Origin of the sequence: Pseudomonas sp. S35, assembly GCF_009866765.1 — a bacterium.
Classification (GTDB): Bacteria; Pseudomonadota; Gammaproteobacteria; order Pseudomonadales; family Pseudomonadaceae; genus Aquipseudomonas.
The window spans coordinates 2,722,623-2,741,351 of sequence record NZ_CP019431.1 but is presented as its reverse complement, the minus strand read 5'-3'; the positions used below and the strand labels follow the sequence as shown (position 1 = coordinate 2,741,351).

Annotated in this window: 20 protein-coding genes; 6 read left to right on the top strand and 14 right to left on the bottom strand. The window is 61.4% G+C overall.

Annotation, left to right across the window (positions count from 1 at the left end; translation table 11 throughout):
- Positions 1 to 18: 18 nt before the first annotated feature.
- From nadE to PspS35_RS12405, 3 genes are read right to left on the bottom strand one after another with little or no spacing between them, the layout of a single operon-like run.
- Entirely contained in the window at positions 19 to 828 is an 810-nt protein-coding gene (gene nadE / locus PspS35_RS12415) for an ammonia-dependent NAD(+) synthetase (RefSeq protein ID WP_159934841.1), read from the bottom strand.
- A 1-nt stretch (position 829) separates the two neighbouring features.
- Positions 830 to 2,047, bottom strand: a complete 1,218-nt coding sequence (pncB, locus tag PspS35_RS12410) for a nicotinate phosphoribosyltransferase (RefSeq protein ID WP_159934839.1) — start codon at positions 2,045 to 2,047, stop codon at positions 830 to 832.
- An 11-nt stretch (positions 2,048 to 2,058) separates the two neighbouring features.
- Positions 2,059 to 2,706, bottom strand: coding sequence for a nicotinamidase (locus tag PspS35_RS12405; RefSeq protein ID WP_159934837.1), 648 nt, complete (start codon positions 2,704 to 2,706; stop codon positions 2,059 to 2,061).
- Positions 2,707 to 2,852: 146 nt separating this feature from the next.
- Between PspS35_RS12405 and PspS35_RS12400 the strand changes: the two genes are divergently transcribed.
- Positions 2,853 to 3,545 carry an NUDIX hydrolase gene (locus tag PspS35_RS12400; RefSeq protein ID WP_159934835.1) on the top strand — a complete coding sequence of 231 codons (693 nt, stop codon included), beginning with the start codon at positions 2,853 to 2,855 and terminating at the stop codon, positions 3,543 to 3,545.
- Between the two features lie 118 nt (positions 3,546 to 3,663).
- Here PspS35_RS12400 and PspS35_RS12395 read toward each other — a convergent pair whose 3' ends face one another.
- The 3 genes from PspS35_RS12395 to PspS35_RS12385 form a co-directional block, all read right to left on the bottom strand.
- Positions 3,664 to 4,923, bottom strand: coding sequence for an IS256 family transposase (locus PspS35_RS12395; RefSeq protein ID WP_159932780.1), 1,260 nt, complete (start codon positions 4,921 to 4,923; stop codon positions 3,664 to 3,666).
- 159 nt (positions 4,924 to 5,082) lie between these two features.
- Positions 5,083 to 5,856 carry an L-iditol 2-dehydrogenase gene (locus PspS35_RS12390; RefSeq protein WP_159934833.1) on the bottom strand — a complete coding sequence of 258 codons (774 nt, stop codon included), beginning with the start codon at positions 5,854 to 5,856 and terminating at the stop codon, positions 5,083 to 5,085.
- 18 nt (positions 5,857 to 5,874) lie between these two features.
- Entirely contained in the window at positions 5,875 to 7,185 is a 1,311-nt protein-coding gene (locus PspS35_RS12385; RefSeq protein ID WP_159934831.1) for a sugar ABC transporter substrate-binding protein, read from the bottom strand.
- 208 nt (positions 7,186 to 7,393) lie between these two features.
- Between PspS35_RS12385 and PspS35_RS12380 the strand changes: the two genes are divergently transcribed.
- The 3 genes from PspS35_RS12380 (at position 7,394) to PspS35_RS12370 (ending at position 10,478) form a co-directional block, all read left to right on the top strand.
- The gene (locus PspS35_RS12380; protein WP_159934829.1) at positions 7,394 to 8,332 is read left to right on the top strand and encodes an AraC family transcriptional regulator; all 939 of its coding nucleotides are present in this window, start codon (positions 7,394 to 7,396) and stop codon (positions 8,330 to 8,332) included.
- Positions 8,333 to 8,487: 155 nt separating this feature from the next.
- On the top strand, positions 8,488 to 9,435 hold the full coding sequence (locus tag PspS35_RS12375) for a nucleoside-specific channel-forming protein Tsx (RefSeq protein ID WP_159934827.1): 948 nt from the start codon (positions 8,488 to 8,490) through the stop codon (positions 9,433 to 9,435).
- Positions 9,436 to 9,449: 14 nt separating this feature from the next.
- Entirely contained in the window at positions 9,450 to 10,478 is a 1,029-nt protein-coding gene (locus PspS35_RS12370; protein ID WP_159934825.1) for a purine nucleoside permease, read from the top strand.
- A gap of 9 nt (positions 10,479 to 10,487) precedes the next feature.
- On the opposite strand, the gene PspS35_RS12365 is transcribed toward PspS35_RS12370, so the two are convergent.
- The 3 genes from PspS35_RS12365 to PspS35_RS12355 all read right to left on the bottom strand — a co-directional run bounded on the left by PspS35_RS12365 (position 10,488) and on the right by PspS35_RS12355 (position 12,505).
- The gene (locus tag PspS35_RS12365) at positions 10,488 to 11,447 is read right to left on the bottom strand and encodes a zinc-binding alcohol dehydrogenase family protein (RefSeq protein WP_159934823.1); all 960 of its coding nucleotides are present in this window, start codon (positions 11,445 to 11,447) and stop codon (positions 10,488 to 10,490) included.
- Positions 11,448 to 11,478: 31 nt separating this feature from the next.
- Positions 11,479 to 11,652 (bottom strand): DUF1427 family protein, encoded by a 174-nt coding sequence (locus tag PspS35_RS12360; RefSeq protein WP_159934821.1) that lies wholly within the window; start codon positions 11,650 to 11,652, stop codon positions 11,479 to 11,481.
- A gap of 88 nt (positions 11,653 to 11,740) precedes the next feature.
- Positions 11,741 to 12,505 carry a helix-turn-helix transcriptional regulator gene (locus tag PspS35_RS12355; protein ID WP_159938036.1) on the bottom strand — a complete coding sequence of 255 codons (765 nt, stop codon included), beginning with the start codon at positions 12,503 to 12,505 and terminating at the stop codon, positions 11,741 to 11,743.
- 159 nt (positions 12,506 to 12,664) lie between these two features.
- On the opposite strand from PspS35_RS12355, the gene PspS35_RS12350 reads away from it, so the two are divergent.
- Positions 12,665 to 12,937 (top strand): hypothetical protein, encoded by a 273-nt coding sequence (locus PspS35_RS12350; RefSeq protein WP_159934819.1) that lies wholly within the window; start codon positions 12,665 to 12,667, stop codon positions 12,935 to 12,937.
- Here PspS35_RS12350 and PspS35_RS12345 read toward each other — a convergent pair.
- Positions 12,934 to 13,389 carry a DMT family transporter gene (locus PspS35_RS12345; protein WP_159934817.1) on the bottom strand — a complete coding sequence of 152 codons (456 nt, stop codon included), beginning with the start codon at positions 13,387 to 13,389 and terminating at the stop codon, positions 12,934 to 12,936. The genes PspS35_RS12350 and PspS35_RS12345 overlap by 4 nt on opposite strands.
- Before the next feature lie 4 nt (positions 13,390 to 13,393).
- On the bottom strand, positions 13,394 to 13,882 hold the full coding sequence (locus tag PspS35_RS12340; RefSeq protein WP_159934815.1) for a DMT family transporter: 489 nt from the start codon (positions 13,880 to 13,882) through the stop codon (positions 13,394 to 13,396).
- 118 nt (positions 13,883 to 14,000) lie between these two features.
- Here PspS35_RS12340 and PspS35_RS12335 point away from each other — a divergent pair, with 118 nt between their 5' ends.
- Complete coding sequence (locus PspS35_RS12335; RefSeq protein WP_159934813.1) at positions 14,001 to 14,933, top strand: LysR family transcriptional regulator; 933 nt, start codon at positions 14,001 to 14,003, stop codon at positions 14,931 to 14,933.
- Between the two features lies 1 nt (position 14,934).
- Here the strand turns inward: PspS35_RS12335 and PspS35_RS12330 are convergent, their stop codons facing one another.
- From PspS35_RS12330 to PspS35_RS12320, 3 genes are all read right to left on the bottom strand, one after another.
- A complete protein-coding gene (locus PspS35_RS12330; protein WP_159934811.1) occupies positions 14,935 to 16,254 on the bottom strand; it encodes an Nramp family divalent metal transporter in 1,320 nt (439 codons plus the stop codon).
- A 41-nt stretch (positions 16,255 to 16,295) separates the two neighbouring features.
- The gene (locus PspS35_RS12325; protein ID WP_159934809.1) at positions 16,296 to 17,849 is read right to left on the bottom strand and encodes a DUF726 domain-containing protein; all 1,554 of its coding nucleotides are present in this window, start codon (positions 17,847 to 17,849) and stop codon (positions 16,296 to 16,298) included.
- A gap of 94 nt (positions 17,850 to 17,943) precedes the next feature.
- The gene (locus PspS35_RS12320) at positions 17,944 to 18,726 is read right to left on the bottom strand and encodes a helix-turn-helix transcriptional regulator (protein ID WP_159934807.1); all 783 of its coding nucleotides are present in this window, start codon (positions 18,724 to 18,726) and stop codon (positions 17,944 to 17,946) included.
- Positions 18,727 to 18,729: the final 3 nt, after the last annotated feature.

Genomic DNA, 18,729 nt, shown 5'->3' with positions numbered 1-18,729 from the left:
GCGGTCGATGGGGGTTGATCAAACCGGAGCAATCGGCAGCGCACGCTTGTGCGCGGTCTTGCTGTACGCGCCTTCGACAATCGCCCTCACCCGCTCACTCACCGGCTCGCCCATCAGGTACGCATCAATCTCTTCGTACGTGCAGCCGTATGACTGCTCATCCAGCTTGCCCGGTGCCAGTTCTTCGAGGTCGGCCGTGGGGTGCTTGTGCACCAGGTTCTGCGGGGCGCCGAGGGCGCTGGCCAGCAGGCGCACCTGGGTTTTGGTCAGGCCAGAGAGCGGTGCCAGGTCGCAGGCGCCATCGCCAAACTTGGTGAAGAACCCCATCAACGCTTCGGCGCCATGATCGGTGCCGACCACCAGGCCGTTGTGCAGGTTGGCCACCGCGTATTGCGCGATCATGCGGGTACGGGCCTTGACGTTGCCCTTGATGAAATCGACGTGGGCGGCGCTGGCCTCGGTGGCGGTGAGGCTGGCCATCAGGCCGTCGACGCTGGCGGCGATGTTGAGGGTGTCGATGTGGTCCGGGCTGATGAAGCCCAGGGCGGCCTGGGCGTCGTGTTCATCGGCCTGGGTTCTGTAGGGCAGGCGCATGGCGATAAAGCGCGCGGCGTAGTGTTCGCTGCGCAGTTGCTCCACGGCCAATTGGCATAGACGGCCTGCGGTGAGCGAGTCCACGCCGCCGCTGATGCCCAGCACCAGGGCCTTGCAGCCCGACTGCTGCAACGCGGTCTTGATGAAATCGATGCGCCGTTGGATCTCCTTGGCCTCACCGCCTTTCACCAGTTGCCGGTCGATATTCAGTTCCTGCGCGATACGATCTTGCATGTCACACCTCCACCTTGCCGACGTTGAACACCTTGGCCGCATACTGCAAAAACGAGGCGTCTTCGCAGACGTTCTTGATCGGGTCATCGGAAAACTTCACCACCGGTTCGCCGTGCACCCGCACCAGTTTCATCACAATGCTCAGCGGCTCTACGCCGTCCACGTCGCAGGCCAGACTGGTGCCCATGCCAAAGCCGAACTTGGCCTTGCCACGCACGTGGCGCAGGATCGGCAGGCATTTTTCGAAGTTCAGGCCATCGGAGAACATCAGGTCCTTGGTCATGGGGTCGATGCCCAGTTGCGTGTAGCGGGCCAGTACCTTGTCGGCCCAGGCGATGGGGTCACCGGAATCCTGGCGCAGACCGTCGTAGAGCTTGGCGAAGTACAGGTCAAAGTCCTTGAGGAAAAAGTCAGTGCTGATGCAGTCGGTCAAGGCGATGCCCAGGCGACCACGGTATTCACGCACCCAGTTTTCCAGCGCCGCGTTCTGGCTTTCGCGCAGGCGCCCCAGTTGCTGGTGCACCATCAGCCATTGGTGGGCCATGGTGCCGATCAGCGGCAGGTCGAACTCGTAGGCCAGGTGCGCGTTGCTGGTGCCGACGAACTGGCCGGGGAAGTCGCGGCGCATGATGCCCACCACTTCGCGCTGGGCCTTGAAGGACAGGCGACGGCGGGTGGAGAAGTCGGAGACGCGCAGGTCGGCCAGTTCATCGCGGGTGAGGTTTTTCTCCAGCCAGTCGAACTTCTGGTAGAGCTTGCGGGTGACGTCCTCCAGGGTCACGTCGGGGTATTTGTCGCGGTTGCGCAACTCGCTGACCAGCGCCAGCACGGGCTGCTCGAACATGATGCAGTGCAGCATCGGGCCGACCACGCGGATGTTCAGTTGGCCATCGACTTCGCTGACGTGGATATAACGCAGGTTGAAGCGAAACAGGCCGAGGAAGCGCTCGTAGTCCGGGGTCAGGTATTCGCGAAAGCGCGGGCTGAACAGAAAGCGCAGCTCGCCATCACGCATGTGCAGGCCGGCGAGTTTTTCCAGCTCATCGCGCAGTAGCGGGATCAGGTGGCCGAGCTTTTCTTTGGAGCGGACGATGAAGTTGTATTCCACATCCACATTGGGGTGCTGGTGCAACACCGCCTGCATCATGGTGAAGGTGTAGTAGTCGGTGTCGAGCAAGCCTTGGATCACCGGGTTTTCGTAGTCGTAGGCACTTTCCATGCTGTGTCTCCTTAACGCGCGGCCATCGCGGCCAGTTCTTCGCGGGTGCGGCTGATGCCGGCACCGGCCTTGAGCAACTCATTGACGGCCTGTACACCGCCCTCCTCGCTGATACCGCGGCATGCCGGCAGGTGCAGCACCACTTCCAGGCCGGCCTTGAGCAGTTGCAGGGCGGTGGTCTTGACGCAGAAGTCCAGGGCCAGGCCACCGACGATCACACGGCTGACGCCTTGGGCCTTGAGGTACTCGATCACGCCGGTGGACAGCTTGTCGTGCAGGTCGTGGTAGCAGGCACCGTAGGGGTGCAGGTCGGGTTCGACGCCTTTCCAGATGAAGTAGTCGTAGTCATAGGGCGTGGGCAGCTCATCAAGCAAGGTAAAGCCTTCGGTCCCCGGTACGCAGTGGCTGACCCAGGTGAGGTCGGCGTGCACCAGGCCGGTGGTTTTCATCATCTCGCTCGCGTGTGTGACCACCCAAGGTGCGTGCGGGGTGTGCGCGTCTTTGCTGCCGACGCGATGGCCGGCAAGGCTGGCCATGTAGTTGAGTTCGGCACCGATCTGGTCGCCACCGGCCACCGGCAACTCGTTGGGGCACAGCGGCGTGAAACTCTTCTGGGCGTCGACGTCGAATGAAGCAAGGGCGGTTTTCGCGAGGGTCATGGCGGCTCTCCTGTGGCCTGGAAACTAAAGTACATGTCATGTACTTTCATTGCAAGAAACTTTTATCTGCCTATGCTTTACTCAGTACATGACATCGTCGTTCGATCCGTTAGACTGTGCCCCTCCGCTGTTCAGAAGGACCTCACATGCCCCTTAGCGCCTACCTCCACACCGTCGACCTGTGCGTGCTGTTTTACTGCCGTGCATCGGGCGAACTGAAACTGCTGCTGAACAAGCGCGACGCCGAGCCTTTCGCCGGGCATTGGGCGTTACCGGGCGTGGTGGTCAACGGCGGTGTGCAAGATCTGAGCCTCCAGGATGCCGTGGAACGCTTGCGCGCCAGTGACAAGGTCGGCCTGGCGCTGGCCTGGAGCGAACAAGTGGGCACGGTGGGCGATGCGTTTCGCGACCCGCGTTGCTGGTCGTCGTCCACCTACTACCTGGCGATCCTGGCGCATGAGGTGGCCTTGGCTGACCATCAGGCTTGGTTCTCGTTGAGCGCGGTGGCCGATGGCAGCCTCAAGCTGCCGTTCGATCACAACCTGATCGTGGCCGCAGTGCAGGAGCGGTTGGTGTCGAAATCGCTGTACAGCAGTTTGCCGCTGATGTTCCTGGGCGATGAATTCAGCGCGCCGCAAGCGACCACGATCTTTTCGCTGGTGCTGTCACGGCCGGTGTTGAAGACCAGTATTCGCCAGCGGTTATTGAAGCTGACTGAGGCGGGATATTTGCGCGAGACGGGGCGCAAGAAGCAGGGAGAAGGTGGCAGGCCCCAGGCAACGGTTGAGAATGTGAAGCCTGGAGAGATTTACTTTTTTGATCGCAGTTTTGCCGACTAGCTCCTTCCCAAGGGTAATGAGGAGCCGATGTGGGATAGGCTTTCTGTGGTGACAGGGGAGAGTGTCAGATTTTTTGTGTGCGGGCCGGTTACGGCCTGCCGTCAGGCAGGCCCTAGCTTTACCAGGTCGGCCTGATAAATCGATCTCCGTACAGAATCGAAAATTGATTCATCGCGCTCTTCCAATCATGAGCTGCGCTGCCCCAGTTCGCGGTGATATTTCGCAATGCCAGCCAGATTAGTTTTGTCGCGGCCTCATCCGTTGGGAAGTGGCCTCGCGTCTTGATGATCTTGCGCAACTGGGCATTGATACTCTCGATGGCGTTGGTTGTGTAGATCACTTTGCGTATCGCCGGGGGAAACACAAAGAACGGTATAACTCGATCCCAAGCACGTTTCCAAGCCGATACGACCGTCGGATATTGCTTACCCCAAGGCCCGGCTTCGAAAGCCAGTAGCGCTTGTTCTGCAGCGTCAACATTGAGTGCTTGATAGATCGGCTTCAGTGCCTTGGCCAGCTCACGGCGCTTATCCCACGGGGCGTAATCGAGGCTGTTACGGATCAAGTGGACGATACAGGTCTGCAATGTCGTCTCAGGAAATACAGCACTCAGCGCTTCGGGCATGCCTTTGAGACCATCAGTCACCGCGATCAAGACGTCTTCGACACCTCGGGTTTTCAGGTCGTTAAAGACCTTCATCCAAAACTTGGCGCCTTCGGTTGTTTCAATCCAAATTCCCAGGATATCTCGCGTTCCGTCCGGCAATACTCCCAGTGCCAAGTAAATCGCTTTGTTGCGAACCAGGCCTTCGTCGCGAATTTTGACTCGCAATGCATCGAAGAAAATTACCGGGTACATCGGTTCAAGCGGTCGCTGTTGCCAGGCGGTAACCTCCTCCAAAACTGCGTCAGTGACAGAACTGATGAAGTCGTGGGAGACGTCTGTTCCGTACTGTTCCGAGAGAAACGCCCGGATTTCGCGAACCGTCATACCTCGGGCATACATCGCGATGATCTTGTCATCAAAGCCTGTAAAACGGCGCTCATGCTTAGGGATCAAGATCGGGGCAAAGCTTCCATCGCGATCTCTGGGAATGTCGAGACGCAACGGGCCGTCATCGGTCAGCACCGTTTTGCCACTTTTGCCGTTGCGTTGGTTGCTCGATTCCTCAGGGCGCTCCGCGCCCTGAGGGTAGCCAAGGTGGTGGCCCAACTCGGCACCAAGGGCTCGCTCGATAAGTGCCTTTTTAAACGCCATCGAGGCATCCTGAATGGCTTCGGCACTCATCGGGCCGCTGACGAACTGGTCGATCAGCTCTTTTGGAATAGATGGAAGGTCTCGCAGGGCCTCACGGGCCGGTTTCTTTTTGGTCGGCATACATGCACCTCTATCAACATGTTATGCCCGAACACAAAATTTATGACAGTCCCTGACAGGGCTTTCGCTGACGATCCAATGGGGCTGCTTCGCGGCCCAGCGCAGGGCAAGCCTGCTCACCACAGCAAGCCCCTCCCATACGCTGGATCAGTGCATGGCTTAACTCATCCAGTTGCCGCCGTCGACGTTGTAGGTCTGGGCCACCACATAGTCGGCCTCTTTGGACGCCAGGAAGATCGCCATCCCGGTCAGATCCTGCGCCGTCCCCATCCGTCCGAACGGCACCTCGGCCCCTACCCGCTTCTTCTTCTCGCCGGGCGCCAAGCCCTCGTGCCTGGCAAACAGCGCATCCACCCCGTCCCAATGCTCGCCATCAACCACACCCGGCGCAATGGCGTTGACGTTGATGCCCTGCTTGATCAGGTTTTGCCCCGCCGATTGCGTCAGGCTGATCACCGCCGCCTTGGTCGCGCAGTACACCGCCACCAAGGGCTCGCCGCGCCGCCCGGCCTGGCTGGCCATATTGATGATCTTGCCGCCGTGACCCTGGCGGATCATCTGCCGCGCCGCCGCCTGCAGGGTGAACAGCGTGCCGGCGACGTTGATCGACAACAGCCGCTCAAAGCTCTCACGGGTGATGTCGACGATGGGCGCCAGGTCGAACAGCGCGGCGTTGTTGATCAGGATGTCGAGCTTGCCGGCATGGGCCACCACGGCGGCAATCGCCCCGTCGATAGAGGCCTGGTCGGTGACATCCATCGCGACCGCGTAAGCCTGGGGGCCGAGTTCAGTGGCGGTTTCCTGGGCGCGTTGCAGGTCGATGTCAGCGATGGCAACCGTCGCGCCTTCATTGATATAGGCCTGGGCAAACGCGCGGCCAATCCCGCGCGCTGATCCGGTGATCAGCGCGCTTTTACCTTCGAGTCGTTTCATGGGTCTTGTCCGTCAAGGTTACTTGGGATAGCCGGCGCGTTTCATTTCGCGTTCGGTGGTGGACTGCGCCTGCAGCAAGGCTTGGTCAACCGTCATGCCGCCGGTGAGCGCTGCCGAAAACAGCTTGCCGACCGAGGTACCGATCGCCTGGAACTCCGGGATGGTCACGTACTGGATGCCCACGTAGGGCACGGGCTTGGCTGAAGGGTTGGCGGGGTCGGCGTGCTTCATCATCTGCAGTGTCACCGACGCAAACGGCGCGGCCTGGAGGTACGCCTCGCTGTAGGTGGACTGGCGCGTGCCCGGCGGCACGTTGGTGATGCCCTCTTTGTCAGCGACCAATTGGATGTAGTCCTTGGACGTGGCCCAAGTGATAAAGGCCTTGGCGGCGTCCTTGTGCTTGGAGGTGGCCGGAATGGCCAGGGACCAGGCGTACAGCCAGGAGGAACCTTTGTCCGTCACTTCAGTGGGCGCGGCAGCAAAACCAACGCTGTCGGCGACCTTGCTCTGGCTGGTATCCGTGGTAAAGGAGCCGGCGACGCTGGCGTCCACCCAGATCGCGCATTTGCCGCTGTTGAACAGTGCCAGGGTTTCGTTGAAACCATTGCTGGACACGCCCGGCGGGCCGTATTGCTTAAGGGTGTTGACGTAGAAGTTGGCGGCCGCCGTCCACTCGGGGCTGGTCAGCTCGGGCTTCCATTGCTCATCGAACCAACGTGCGCCAAAGGCATTGGCCATAGTGCTCAGCAGTGCGATGTTCTCACCCCAGCCAGCCTTGCCGCGCAGGCACATGCCGTATTGGCCTTGATCCCTGGCCGTGAGTTTGGCGGCGAATTCGCCGAGCTGGGTCCAGGTGGGATGCGCAGGCATGCTCAGACCCGCTTGCTTGAACAGGTCCGTGCGGTAATAGGTGACGGTACTTTCGCCATAGAACGGCAAGGCATACAGGGTGTTATTGACCGACAGGCCTTGGCGGACCGAAGGGAAAATATCTTCGGCGTCGTAGTCGGCCGGCAGTCGGGTCAGCGGCTCGAGCCACTGCTTGGCGCCCCACAGTGGGGTTTCGTAGGTGCCGATGGTCAGCACATCGAACTGCCCACCCTGGGTGGCGATGTCGGTGGTGAGGCGTTGGCGCAGTACGTTTTCTTCGAGTACCACCCAATTGAGCTTGATGCCCGGGTGCTGCTGCTCGAACACCTTGGACAAGCGCTGCATACGGATCATGTCGCTGTTGTTGACCGTGGCGATGGTCACCGTTTCGGCGGCATGGCTGGGCATGGCCAAGGCCAGGCCGCACAGCAGGAACAATGCTTGGGGGAGCTTTGACATGGCGGTTTCCACCTGTTGTTTTTGTTGTTGAGGGCCGATTACAGCAGCTTGGCCAGGCCCTCACAAACGCGTGGCGGATGCTCGGATGGTACTTTTTTAACCGCCACACCCCGCGCAAAAAAGTATCGGTGCCGCACGAAACAGGAGGTAGCGCCCAGCGGCCCAGGGCGCGTATTTTGATACAACCCAATCAAAAAGAGGCAGCACCATGCCCGTCAGCCGCGCCGAACTGTTCGAGCATCGCCCCGCCGAACTCGAAGTGATCCTGCCCGAGCCGGACCACTGCTTCCGCTGGTTCGAACACGATTACCCCTTTGAGCTGGCACGCTGGAACCATCACCCCGAATTCGAAATCCACCTGATCCGCCAAGGCAGCGGCAAACTGGTGGCGGGCGACTATATCGGTGCGTTCAGCGCAGGCCATCTCGCACTGATCGGCCCGGACCTGCCCCACGACTGGATCGGCGAGCTGGCCCCCGGCGAGCACCTGAGCGGGCGCGATGTGGTGCTGCAATTCGACGGCGCCGCCCTCCTCGCCCTGCGCAAGACCCTGCCGGAGTTGGGCGATGTGCAGCCGCTGTTCGAACAGGCCAGGCGCGGCCTGGAGTTCAGCGGCGACACCGCCATACAGGCTGCACGTTTGATGGAAGACATCGGCAACGCCTACGGCCTGCAACGGCTGATCCTGTTCCTGCAACTGCTCGACACCCTGAAAAACGCCCCGCCCACGCAGGCAAAGGCCTTGGCCAGTGCGTGCTACGCGCCCACCCTGGACGTGCGCAGCGCCGAGCGCATCAACAAGGCCTTCGACTACCTGATGCGCGAACTCACCGGCGACCTGCGTGTGTCCGTGATCGCTCAGCAACTGGACATGAGCGAACCGGGCTTTTCGCGGTTCTTCAAGCGCAACACCGGCCACGGTTTCATCGACCTTATGCGCAAGTTCCGCGTGCAGCGCGCTTGTCGGCTCTTGCTGCAAAGCGACCGGTCCGTGGCGGATATCTGCTTTGAAGTCGGCTACGCCAACCTGTCCAACTTCAACCGACACTTCCGGATCGAGATGAACCAGACGCCGAGCGAGTACCGCCGCGAAACGGCCATGCACTCGTTCAATCGCCTCGAAAAAATGACACCCAGCCATTTCTGATCAAAAGGTCGACTAATTCTGCTTTTTCCTAGGCCATTCAAGCCATTGAGCAAAGTTGGTACAGCCTATGCAAACGTTTGCGGTACGAACTTGACAGCCAAGTTCACCATGACCTGAGGAATCGGGTTCAAACCGCGTACGAATAGGGATTTTCAATGCACTCCACCTCAAGGCCTCATGCCTGCCTCGGTGTTTCCTTGCTACTGGCCGCCGTTACGGGAGTACTCAGCGCACCCATTTTGGCGCAGGAATCACCCGTCGATGACTCAGCACAGGGCGAAACCCTGAGCCCTGACGCCACCCCCTCGAAAAAAGGCCCTTACCTCTCAGAATGGTTCAACCAAGACCTGACCCTGATCGGCAGCAAGGACATCAGCTTCGGCCCCAAGCCGTCCGATGACATTTACCTCGAATACGAATACTTCGGCCGCAAGGGCCCTTTCGAGCTGTATGGCTACATTGACGTGCCAAAGATCCTCGGCATCGGCAACAGCAATGACAAAGGCGTGTGGGACCACGGCTCGCCGGTGTTCATGGAGCATGAACCGCGTATCTCCATCGACTACCTGGCCGGTCGCAGCCTGGCCATCGGGCCGTTCAAGGAATGGTACGTGGCGTTCGACTGGATCTACGACCACGGCAGCAACAAGGAAAACCGTGCCAACACCCTGTACAGCGGCCTGGGCACCGACATCGACACCCACTCACGGGTCAACCTGTCGGCCAACTTCTACGGGCGTTACCAGTGGGAAAACTACGGCGCCAGCAATGAATATTCCTGGGACGGCTACCGCGCGCAGATGAAGTACATCGTGCCCATCGGCAAATTCGACAACGGCGCCTCGCTGACCTACATCGGCTTCACCAACTACGATTTCGGCTCCGACCTGCACAAGGACAACCCGGCGCGCACCGCCAACTCCCTGGTCGCGACCAACGTGCTGCTGTACGCGTTCACCCACCTGCGCTTCACCCTGGTCGGCCGTTATTTCCACAACGGCGGCAACTGGGAGGATGGCAGCGAGTTGAATTTCGGCGAAGGCAACTTCCGTGCACGCTCCGACGGCTGGGGCTACTACGCCGGTGTCGGTTACCAATTCTGATCAAGGAGCATGAGATGAACACCTTTACTCGCCTTTCGATAGCCGTCGGCCTGGCCCTGCTGCCGCACCTGGCGCTGGCAGACACGCCGGCGCCGATCAAACCCAAAGTGATGCTAATCACCATGTTCGCCCCCGAGGCGCAAACCTGGATCGAGCGCCTGCAACTCAAGCAAGCAGTACGTGTGCCGGGCTTGTCCGCCGAGTACCCGGTGATCCGCTGCAACACCCAGGACGTGTGCCTGCTGGTGACCGGCATGGGCCAGACCAATGCCGCCGCCTCCACCCTGGCCCTGGCGCTGTCGCCCAAGTTCGACCTGCGCCAGAGCTACTTCCTGATCGCCGGGATCGCCGGCATCAGCCCCAAGCACGGCACCATCGGCACCGCTGCCTGGGCCCATTACCTGGTGGAGTTCGGCACCCAGTGGGAGCTGGATTCGCGGGATGCGCCCAAGGATTGGCCGACCGGCTATATCGGCATCAACACCAAAGGCCCCAACGAAAAGCCGCCGCTGGACTACAAGACCGAGGTGTTTGAGCTCAATCCCAAGCTGCAAGCCAAGGCGTTTGCCCTGTCGCAAACAGTCGAGCTGACGGAAAGCAAAGAGTCAGCGGCCTGGCGCAAGCATTATCCTGCGGCCCCAGCCAACCAGCCGCCGCAAGTCACCCGCTGCGACACGCTGGCGGGCAATACCTGGTTCTCCGGCACGCGCCTGAGCGAACGCGCCGAGGTCTGGACCAAACTGCTCACGGACAACAAAGGCGAATACTGCACCACCCAACAGGAAGACAACTCCACCTACGAAGCGCTGCTGCGGGCCAGCCGTGAGGGCCTGGTGGATATCCAACGCCTGGCGGTGGTGCGCGCGGGCTCGGACTTCGACCGACCGTACCCTGGCTACAGCGAGGTGGACAACCTGCTCAAATACGCAGACCAGGGCGGTTTTGCACCTGCGCTGGAAAACCTGTACCGCACGGGCAATCCGTTGGTACAGGCGATCCTCACGCACTGGTCAGCCTGGGAAAAAGGCGTTCCCGAGGCATGACCGGTGGAATCAAGGCAGCAGGATGATCTTGTCCGCGCTGCCTTGGTTCACGTCCGCGTAGCCACTCACCCCATCCGCCAGCGCCACTTCGCGCAGACCGGTCGGCAGTGGTAGCAAACCTTCGTCAAAAAACCGCCCGAACTGCTCCAGCATCACCGCGCACTGCTCGCAGGTGTAGAGCAACGAGTTGATCCCAACCACCGAACCACCCTTGCGGTACAGCGCCAGGGCCGGCAGTTGCACGTGGCCGTCCACCGGCGCGGCGATGATGGCGATACGGCCGAAGGGCGCGAGACCGGCCACGGCGGCGGGCAGCCAGAAACCGGTGGTGTCGAAGATCACATCGGCACCGCCGTTGAATACGGCATTCACCTGCCCACCCAGGTCTTCAGGGTTGCCCAGGGCCATCGCCGCGTAACCTTGCGCCTGCAGCCGCTCGACTTGTTCGACCTTGCGTACCGCTGCCAACACCTGGGCGCCACGGATTTTCGCCAGGGCCAACGCCGCGCTACCCACCGCGCCGTTCGCGCCGATCACCAGCAACCGCGTGCCCTTGCCCACGCCACTGCGCTCCAACGCATCCCAGGCGGTGGTATACGGCACCCCCAGGCTCGCCGCCTGGGCAAAGCTCAAATGTGCGGGCTTGTGGGCCACGCCCCTGGCCGAGACCGTGAGGTATTGGGCGTGGGCGCCATCGGCGAAAAAACCCAGGTCGCGGCCCGTGCCCCAGACCTCCTGGCCCACCAGCGCCTGCGAGCCCTCAACCACCACCCCGGCAAAATCCCGGCCCGGAATACGGGGCAACGTGGTGTAGGGGAAACGCCCGAGTACGTTCTTTACATCGCTGGGGTTAAGGCCCGCAGCCTTGATGTGTACCAGTACCTCATCGGCAGCCGGCACCGGTGTGGCAACGTCGACGAAACTCAGGCTGTTGAGGTCGCCGGTGGCGGAAAATTGCAGGGCTTTCATGGGCAGCACATCCATCGAAGAGAAAAAGGCATCAGGACAACCAACCGCTGACCAACTGTCGCCCCACGGGCCAGAGTTTTTCGCCAACCAACATACCCATCAGGCCGAGCAGAGCAATGGCCGGCGGTGCAGGTGAGCGGAAATCCAGGGCACCATAGATCACACCGACCAACAGGCCGATAGCGAGGGAAATCAGGTAGTTCATGGGGGCTGCGCCGTGTGGGTGGATGGGCTCAGTGTAGGGAGCCCGTCCCGAAGGCATCGGCCAAGTACTTCAGGATTTCGGCCAAACCTCAGCCGGTGTACTGCGAAGGCGCGACACCGAGCTCACGGCGGAACATGTCGCTGAAACTGCTCGGCGAGTAGCCCAGGGACCGGGCAATGCCACTGACCGACTGGCCCTGAATCAACTCCGCCACCGCCGTTGCCAGCTGCACCTGACGGCGCCATTCGGCGAAGCCCATGCCCAGGTGGTTCTGGAACAACCGCGCCAGGGTGCGCACGCTGGCACCGGCCACGTCGGCATGCTGCTCGAACGGGATGTCCAGGGACGGCGTCGCCATGACAGCCTGGCAGACGCTGATCAGGCGGCGGTCGGCCTCCACGGGCATGGCGATGCGGATCTGCGAGCGGCGTGCCCGTTGCAACTCCAGCAAGGCCAGGCTGACCACGGCGTCGTAATACGCCGCATCGCCGCTGTCACCTTCGTCCACCAGCGTGACGATCAACTCGCGCAGCAACCCACCAACCTCGATCACCTGTACCTGGCTGTCCAGCGTCGCCGCCAGCGCCGGACGCAGGTAGATATTGCGCATTTGCAAATCCGAGACCACGCGAATCCCGTGCTCCACCCCCGGCGGCAGCCATACCGCACGCTGGGGCGGCACCACCAGGGCTTCGCGTGGCGTCTCGACCCACATCACACCGCTCATGGCGTAGAGCAATTGGCCCCAATCGTGGCTGTGGGGCTCAACGTACAACCCTCGCGCGTAAGTGCGCGCAAGCGGCTGCACGGGGACGGCGTGATCACTGAGGTCGGGGGGCGCGGCCAGGGCCATGATGGGCACATCAAGCAAGGGTGAGCCGCCATGGTAATGACCACCGCTCGACAATCCGAGTGAATTTTTACCCGCCCCAATGATCACTGACTTATACCCCCCACGTGCAATGGCGCCGCTGGGACGCGCGCGCTCAGGCTTGATCAAGGAGAACATCCTATGGCTTTACCCACACAGGTCAACGGCAAGGCGCGGATTGATTACACCCAGGACACGCTGTTCGGGCCACTGGCCAGGCATGTCGAGTGCCAAGTTAGCGTGCAGCGCAGACCCGGCTGGCTGGTACTGAAAGTGTTCCAGCCGCTGCCGGATGATCTGCAGTCAGCGCAAACACTGGTATTGGCGCTGGAGGGCAAACGGACCAGCGGGGTAGTGAAGGACCGCAAGCGCCTGTCCGACCATAGCTTGCGGCTGGAGTTGGAAACCGCTTAATCGGCCTGACGGGTAGAACTGCGGTACATGAACACCAGTGCCAGGGCCAGGCACCCCATCGCCAGCACCCGACTGCCCGACAGTTCAATGGCCGGGTTGCCCAGCCAACCGAAATTGTCGATCAGCATGCCCATGCCCAACTGCCCGGTGATCACCGCGACGGTGGCAACGGCCGTGCCGACAACCGGCACCGCGCCGACCATCACCATCATGTACACCACGCCAAATAGCGCGCCGGTCAACTGCCACTTGGGCACGTCCAACAGGCTTACCGCCTGGGCCGGTTCGAAGAAGAAAATCAGCAACGCCGTGACAAGGGCACCGACCCCGAAAGTCACCAGGCTGCTGCGCAGTACGCCGACCGTCTGGCCGAGCCGGCCGTTGATGGCCGCCTGCACGCTCAATACTGCGCCCGCAGCCACCACCACGACCAACAACAAAATCAGATTCATCGCCTTACCCTCGTGCAATCAAAACAAGTGCCACCACAATCAACGCCAGGGCAATCCAGCGCTCACCGTTGACGCGCTTGCGCGTCGCACCGAACCAACCGAAGTGGTCAATCAACACACTCTTGCCCACCTGCCCCGACAGAATCGCGATCATGGTCATGGCAATACCGATATGCGGCGTGGCCAGGGTCAGCACCACCACATAGATCGGGCCCAGGAAGCCGCCGATCAACTGCCAGCGTGGCAACTCGGTGAGCGCCGGGCCTTTTTGCGGGCCGCTGAACAACAGCAGCAAAAACAGGATGGCCGAACCCACGCCAAAAATGCTCAAGGTCGCCCACAAATGCCCCACCTGCTCGCCCAAGGGCCCAAGTAAACCGGCCTCCACCGACAGGCCCATACCGGCCATGATCACCAGCGGCAACAACAGCAACCTCAACAGGTTGTTTTTCGGCGCGGCTTGCGCCACACCCTCGACAGAACTGGCCTGCATACATCACCTGCGTTTGAACAAAGGATTGGATGGCGCGCATTATCCAGTGGCCGTCCTGTGCGATAAATGGGAGCATGCCGACAACACCTTTGCGCAAAACGCACAGCACGGAGCCTCAATGCAGGGTTTGAATGAACTGAGTTTCAAGGCACTGCGCCTGTTCGTCGCCGTGTTGGACCACGGCAGTTTTTCCGAAGTGGCGCGCCGCGAAGGCTTGGCGCCCTCCTCGATCTCGCGCCAGATCCAGCTGATGGAGCAGGCGCTCGGCCAGCAGTTACTCTACCGCCACACTCGGGCGGTGAGCCCTACCGAGGCTGGGCGCCTGTTGGGACGGCATGCGCGCTTGATGCTGCAACAGTTGGAAGCCGCCGGTCAGGCCTTGCAGGAGCAGGACAGCGAACCCGCCGGATTGGTACGTATCAATGCGCCGATGGTGTTCGGCCAGCGCCACCTGTCACCCTGGCTCGGGGAGTTGTGCCGGCGCTACCCGAAGCTGCAACTGGATATCCAGCAAACCGATACCTACGTCGACCCCCTGCAAGATGGCACCGACCTGCTGTTTCGCATCGGCGTGCTCAACGACTCCAGCATGCAGGCGCGTATCTTTGCGCCCCAGCGTTTTCGGATCGCCGCCAGCCCGGCCTACTTGAAGCAACACGGCACGCCCCAACACCCTGACGAGCTGATCAACCACCAGTGCCTGGCCTACAAAGGCATCACCGGCCAACAACGCTGGTTCTTGCGTCGCAACCAGGGCAACTGGACACCCTACAGCGTCAAAGGCCCGATCACCGGCAACCACGCCGACACGCTCACTCACGCCGCCGAACAGGGCCTGGGGCTGGTGGTGTTTCCATCCTGGCTGATCGGCGAAAGCCTGCGCGCCGGTACCCTGCAGGCCGTGCTGACGGAGTACGAGGTCGCGACCACCCTGGAGCCCCAGCAGATTGCGGCGCTATGGCCTGGGAGTCGGCGGTTGTCGCTGAAGGTGAGGACGGTGATTGATTACTTCGTTGAGTGTTTTGGTGCGGTGCCTTACTGGGATCGATGACTTAAAACACCCACTGGCCAATCAACCACGCATTCGCCCCACTGATCACCGCAAACAGAAACCACGCCAATAGCCGGGTAGGCAACCGATTGACGAACGGCCCCATCAGTTGCTTGTCGCTCGTCATGCGGATCAGTGGGTACAGTGCAAACGGCAGTTGCAGGCTCAGCACCACCTGGCTGAGGATCAGCAACTTGCCAATCGCATCGTCGCCCATCAGCCACACCCCTAGAAACGCCGGGATCAGGGCCAGCCCACGGGTGATCAGGCGGCGTTGCCAGCAGGGAATGCGCAGGTTCAAGTAGCCTTCCATGATCACCTGCCCGGCGATGGTGCCGGTAAACGTCGAGCTTTGCCCCGACGCCAGTAACGCAACGCCGAACAGGATGCTGGCAAATGCACCGCCGACCAGCGGGTCAAGCAGGTGATACGCGTCCTGGATTTCCACCACGTCAGTGTGGCCGGTTTTGTGGAACGCAGCCGCGGCGAGTACCAGGATGGCCGCGTTGACCAGCAGGGCCAGCGCCAGGGAGCCGATGGTGTCGATACGCGCCAGCTTGACCGCGTCCTGCTTGCTGGCCAGGTCTTTGCCGATCAGCCGGGTTTGCACGATCGAACTATGCAGGTAGAGGTTATGGGGCATGACCGTGGCACCCAGGATGCCGATGGCCAAGTACAGCGGCGCGGCATCGCTGATGGCCGACAATGACGGCGTGAAGCCACTGAACACATCCGGCCAATAGGGCTTGATCAACACCAGTTCGATAAAGAAACACACGCCGATGGTCGCCACCAACGCCAACATGATCGCTTCCAGGCGACGGAAGCCTCGGTTTTGCAGGGCCAGGATCAGCAACGTATCGAACGCGGTGATGACAATGCCGGTGGTCAGCGACACGCCCAACAGCAAGTGAAACGCCAGGGCGCAGCCGAGCACTTCGGCCAGGTCGGTGGCGATAATCGAAACTTCCGCCAGCAACCACTGGGTGCGCGCGGAGCGTTTGCTGTAGCGCTCACGGCACAGTTGCGCCAGGTCCTTGCCCGTGGCGATACCCAGCCGCGAGCACAGGCACTGCACAGCCATGCCTGCCAGGCTGGCGAGCAATACCACAAATAACAAACTGTAGCCGTAGCGCGAACCCGCCTCGATAGCCGTGGCCCAGTTGCCTGGGTCCATGTAGCCGATGGAAATCAGCAGGCCGGGACCTGCGAACATCAGCATGCGCTTGAAGAATGAAGCCTTGGGGTCAACGGCGACAGAACCGGCCACCTCCGGTGGGCAGAACGGAGCGGTAGCGATTTTCGGCAGGTTGAATTTCACGCGGTATCCCAGGCAAACACACTAGACAGGGGCGTAGCTTATCAGTCGGACACGACCGTGCGCATCACCGTATCCCGAGGCAGATCAAACGCCTCCACCGCTTGCACTACCAGGTCCATCTCCTGGTTCAGCGCTTCCCGCTCCATGCGCTGGCGAATCACCCCGACCACCAGTACGGCCAGGGTGGTGATGGAATACGCAGGGCCAGAAAACGCCCGCACACCGCTGACCAACAGCATCGCCGCCGCTAACGCCTGGCCCACCACAGGGATAGCGGTGGCCGCACCACGGCGCAGGATAAACCCGGTCAGCCCCGCCAATGCAGTACCGCTAAGCGCCGTGGTGGCCGAACGACCGACATCAATGCGATTGAACAACCCCTGCTCTTTTTGCGCGGCCGCCTTGAGTTCGGCGTCGAACACCTGCCGGTCCGCATTGCTGAGTTTTTCCTTGTACTGCTGGATCAATGTCTCTGCGACCCGGGCTTCAACCTCTGCCAGTACCACGTTTTCAAGGGCCTCATCGAACTTGATTCCCAGGCGCTGCGCCACCTCTTCGGCGAGCTGGCGATAACTCACGCCATGACCACGGGCCAGGTTCATAAAGGTATCGCCGCCCATGCGCTGCAACTCGATGGCCAGCTTGAGCGGCTCGCGCACCGTAGCGTCGATCGACGCACTGCGCTTTTGCGCCATTAACTCGGCGAGAAACTTCAACTCTTGCGGCCGTGCCTGCATCAACACCGGGAGCAGCTCCACGTCCTCTTCGGCAAAGCGCACCTCGCTGCTGCGCTGGTCGGAACGGATCATGCCGCGCCGCTCGTGTAGCAGGTCGGTGTACTGCACCACGGTCTGCAGTTGTGGCCAGTAGGCGGCGTGGTCGAACGTGGCCAAGTGCACATTGGTCACCTTGGCCTTGAGCGCCGGCGTGACCGGGATCGCGTAACGGCCGATGCAACGCTCGGTGTCCGGTTTCAGGGCCAGGGCCCAGTCCTTGCTGGAATGGCAGTTGATCAGCCGCCCCTTGAGCGGCGCGGACACCTCATCCCACGGGCTCGACGTGCAGATCGCCCCACCCATCAACAACAGGTTGTCCAACGGCAGCTCCCGTGCGGTTTCGGGGCTGGCCAGCAGGCTCTTGACCAGAATCCGCGCGCCCAGGGAATGGCCGATCAGGTTGATACGCCGCACCTGCAGCGACTCCCCATGCAGGTAAGCGGCCAGTTCCGGCAGCAAACTCCTGGCCACCTCATCCACCCGCGCCTCGACACTTTTGTAGTGGTCGAGAAAATAGCCAATCGCCTTGCCTACCCCCACCGTGGCCGCACCCACGCTGCCGCCGCCGAGCATCGCGGCGATCACGTCCTTGAACGGCGCAAACAGGTTTTCCAGAAAATGCCCCGCCGGCCAGAACAGCATCAGGTTGGTCGAACCGTCGATGCCCGCCAACTGGGCCTTGAAGTTGCCCAGTTGCTGCCGGTTGAAGAACGCCGAATAGCCGTGCACGTAGAGATTGAGCACATCCCCCTGAGGCTCGCCACACAGTACGAACGTGGGTTTGCGGGTGCGGTGCATTTCATCCCACTGGTGTTGCATGGGCCGGTGACTCCTGGTGACAAGGGCGGGCGATAGTAACAAAGGCAGGGCCACTGGAAGGTGAATCCTGACCGACGTGGCGGCTGCCAAACGATCAGAACGCAGCCGCCGCCTTGGATTTTGCCAGGTAACGCGCAGGTGAATCGCCCAGGTTGCGCCTAAACACCGACGTGAAGGCGCTGGGGCTGCTAAAGCCCAACCCGAACGCTACATCGGTAATGGACACGCCGTGGCTGAGGCGTGCGGTGGCTTCCAGCAGGCACACCTGCTGGCGCCAGGCTACAAACGTCATGCCGGTGTTCTCCAGGAAGTGCCGGGTAAACGTGCGGCGACTCATGTTCGACCAATCGGCCATATCGTCGATGGAGAGTGTCTGGGTGGGCGCTTCGAGAAAACGCTGACAGGCCGCTGCAAGCCGCACCTCGCTGGGCAACGGGGCACTGAGGGGCAGCTCGGGCATGGCGCCCATTTCATCGATCAACAGCGTCAGCACGCAATACTGCCTGACGCTGGCCGGCGCCGCTGGTCCGATGGCCAATGCCGCTTCCAGCAGATGCCTGAGCAGTGGCGAGACGTCAAATACCTGGCAGCGCTCCGGCAGGCCGGCACGCGCCGCCGCCTCATCATCCAGATAGGTGTTGAGCATCACCACATCGCCGCGCATGTGCATTTCATGGGGCACACCGACGGGCACCCAGATCGCCCGCTGCGGCGGCACCACCCAGTTGCCCTGGTCAGTGAACATGCGCAGGGCGCCACAAGAGGCATAGGCGAACTGCCCGCGCGCATGGGTGTGCCGCTCAAACACGGTGCCTGCCGGGTATTCACGCAAGGTAACGAGCGCTTCGGGGCTATTGGAATCAAACGTCGGAATCATGGC

Coding starts and splice junctions, on each gene's coding strand:
- nadE (WP_159934841.1), bottom strand. CDS start 828: ATGCAAGATCGTATCGCGCAGGAACTGAATATCGACCGGCAACTGGTG.
- pncB (WP_159934839.1), bottom strand. CDS start 2,047: ATGGAAAGTGCCTACGACTACGAAAACCCGGTGATCCAAGGCTTGCTC.
- PspS35_RS12405 (WP_159934837.1), bottom strand. CDS start 2,706: ATGACCCTCGCGAAAACCGCCCTTGCTTCATTCGACGTCGACGCCCAG.
- PspS35_RS12400 (WP_159934835.1), top strand. CDS start 2,853: ATGCCCCTTAGCGCCTACCTCCACACCGTCGACCTGTGCGTGCTGTTT.
- PspS35_RS12395 (WP_159932780.1), bottom strand. CDS start 4,923: ATGCCGACCAAAAAGAAACCGGCCCGTGAGGCCCTGCGAGACCTTCCA.
- PspS35_RS12390 (WP_159934833.1), bottom strand. CDS start 5,856: ATGAAACGACTCGAAGGTAAAAGCGCGCTGATCACCGGATCAGCGCGC.
- PspS35_RS12385 (WP_159934831.1), bottom strand. CDS start 7,185: ATGTCAAAGCTCCCCCAAGCATTGTTCCTGCTGTGCGGCCTGGCCTTG.
- PspS35_RS12380 (WP_159934829.1), top strand. CDS start 7,394: ATGCCCGTCAGCCGCGCCGAACTGTTCGAGCATCGCCCCGCCGAACTC.
- PspS35_RS12375 (WP_159934827.1), top strand. CDS start 8,488: ATGCACTCCACCTCAAGGCCTCATGCCTGCCTCGGTGTTTCCTTGCTA.
- PspS35_RS12370 (WP_159934825.1), top strand. CDS start 9,450: ATGAACACCTTTACTCGCCTTTCGATAGCCGTCGGCCTGGCCCTGCTG.
- PspS35_RS12365 (WP_159934823.1), bottom strand. CDS start 11,447: ATGAAAGCCCTGCAATTTTCCGCCACCGGCGACCTCAACAGCCTGAGT.
- PspS35_RS12360 (WP_159934821.1), bottom strand. CDS start 11,652: ATGAACTACCTGATTTCCCTCGCTATCGGCCTGTTGGTCGGTGTGATC.
- PspS35_RS12355 (WP_159938036.1), bottom strand. CDS start 12,505: ATGGCCCTGGCCGCGCCCCCCGACCTCAGTGATCACGCCGTCCCCGTG.
- PspS35_RS12350 (WP_159934819.1), top strand. CDS start 12,665: ATGGCTTTACCCACACAGGTCAACGGCAAGGCGCGGATTGATTACACC.
- PspS35_RS12345 (WP_159934817.1), bottom strand. CDS start 13,389: ATGAATCTGATTTTGTTGTTGGTCGTGGTGGTGGCTGCGGGCGCAGTA.
- PspS35_RS12340 (WP_159934815.1), bottom strand. CDS start 13,882: ATGCAGGCCAGTTCTGTCGAGGGTGTGGCGCAAGCCGCGCCGAAAAAC.
- PspS35_RS12335 (WP_159934813.1), top strand. CDS start 14,001: ATGCAGGGTTTGAATGAACTGAGTTTCAAGGCACTGCGCCTGTTCGTC.
- PspS35_RS12325 (WP_159934809.1), bottom strand. CDS start 17,849: ATGCAACACCAGTGGGATGAAATGCACCGCACCCGCAAACCCACGTTC.
- PspS35_RS12320 (WP_159934807.1), bottom strand. CDS start 18,726: ATGATTCCGACGTTTGATTCCAATAGCCCCGAAGCGCTCGTTACCTTG.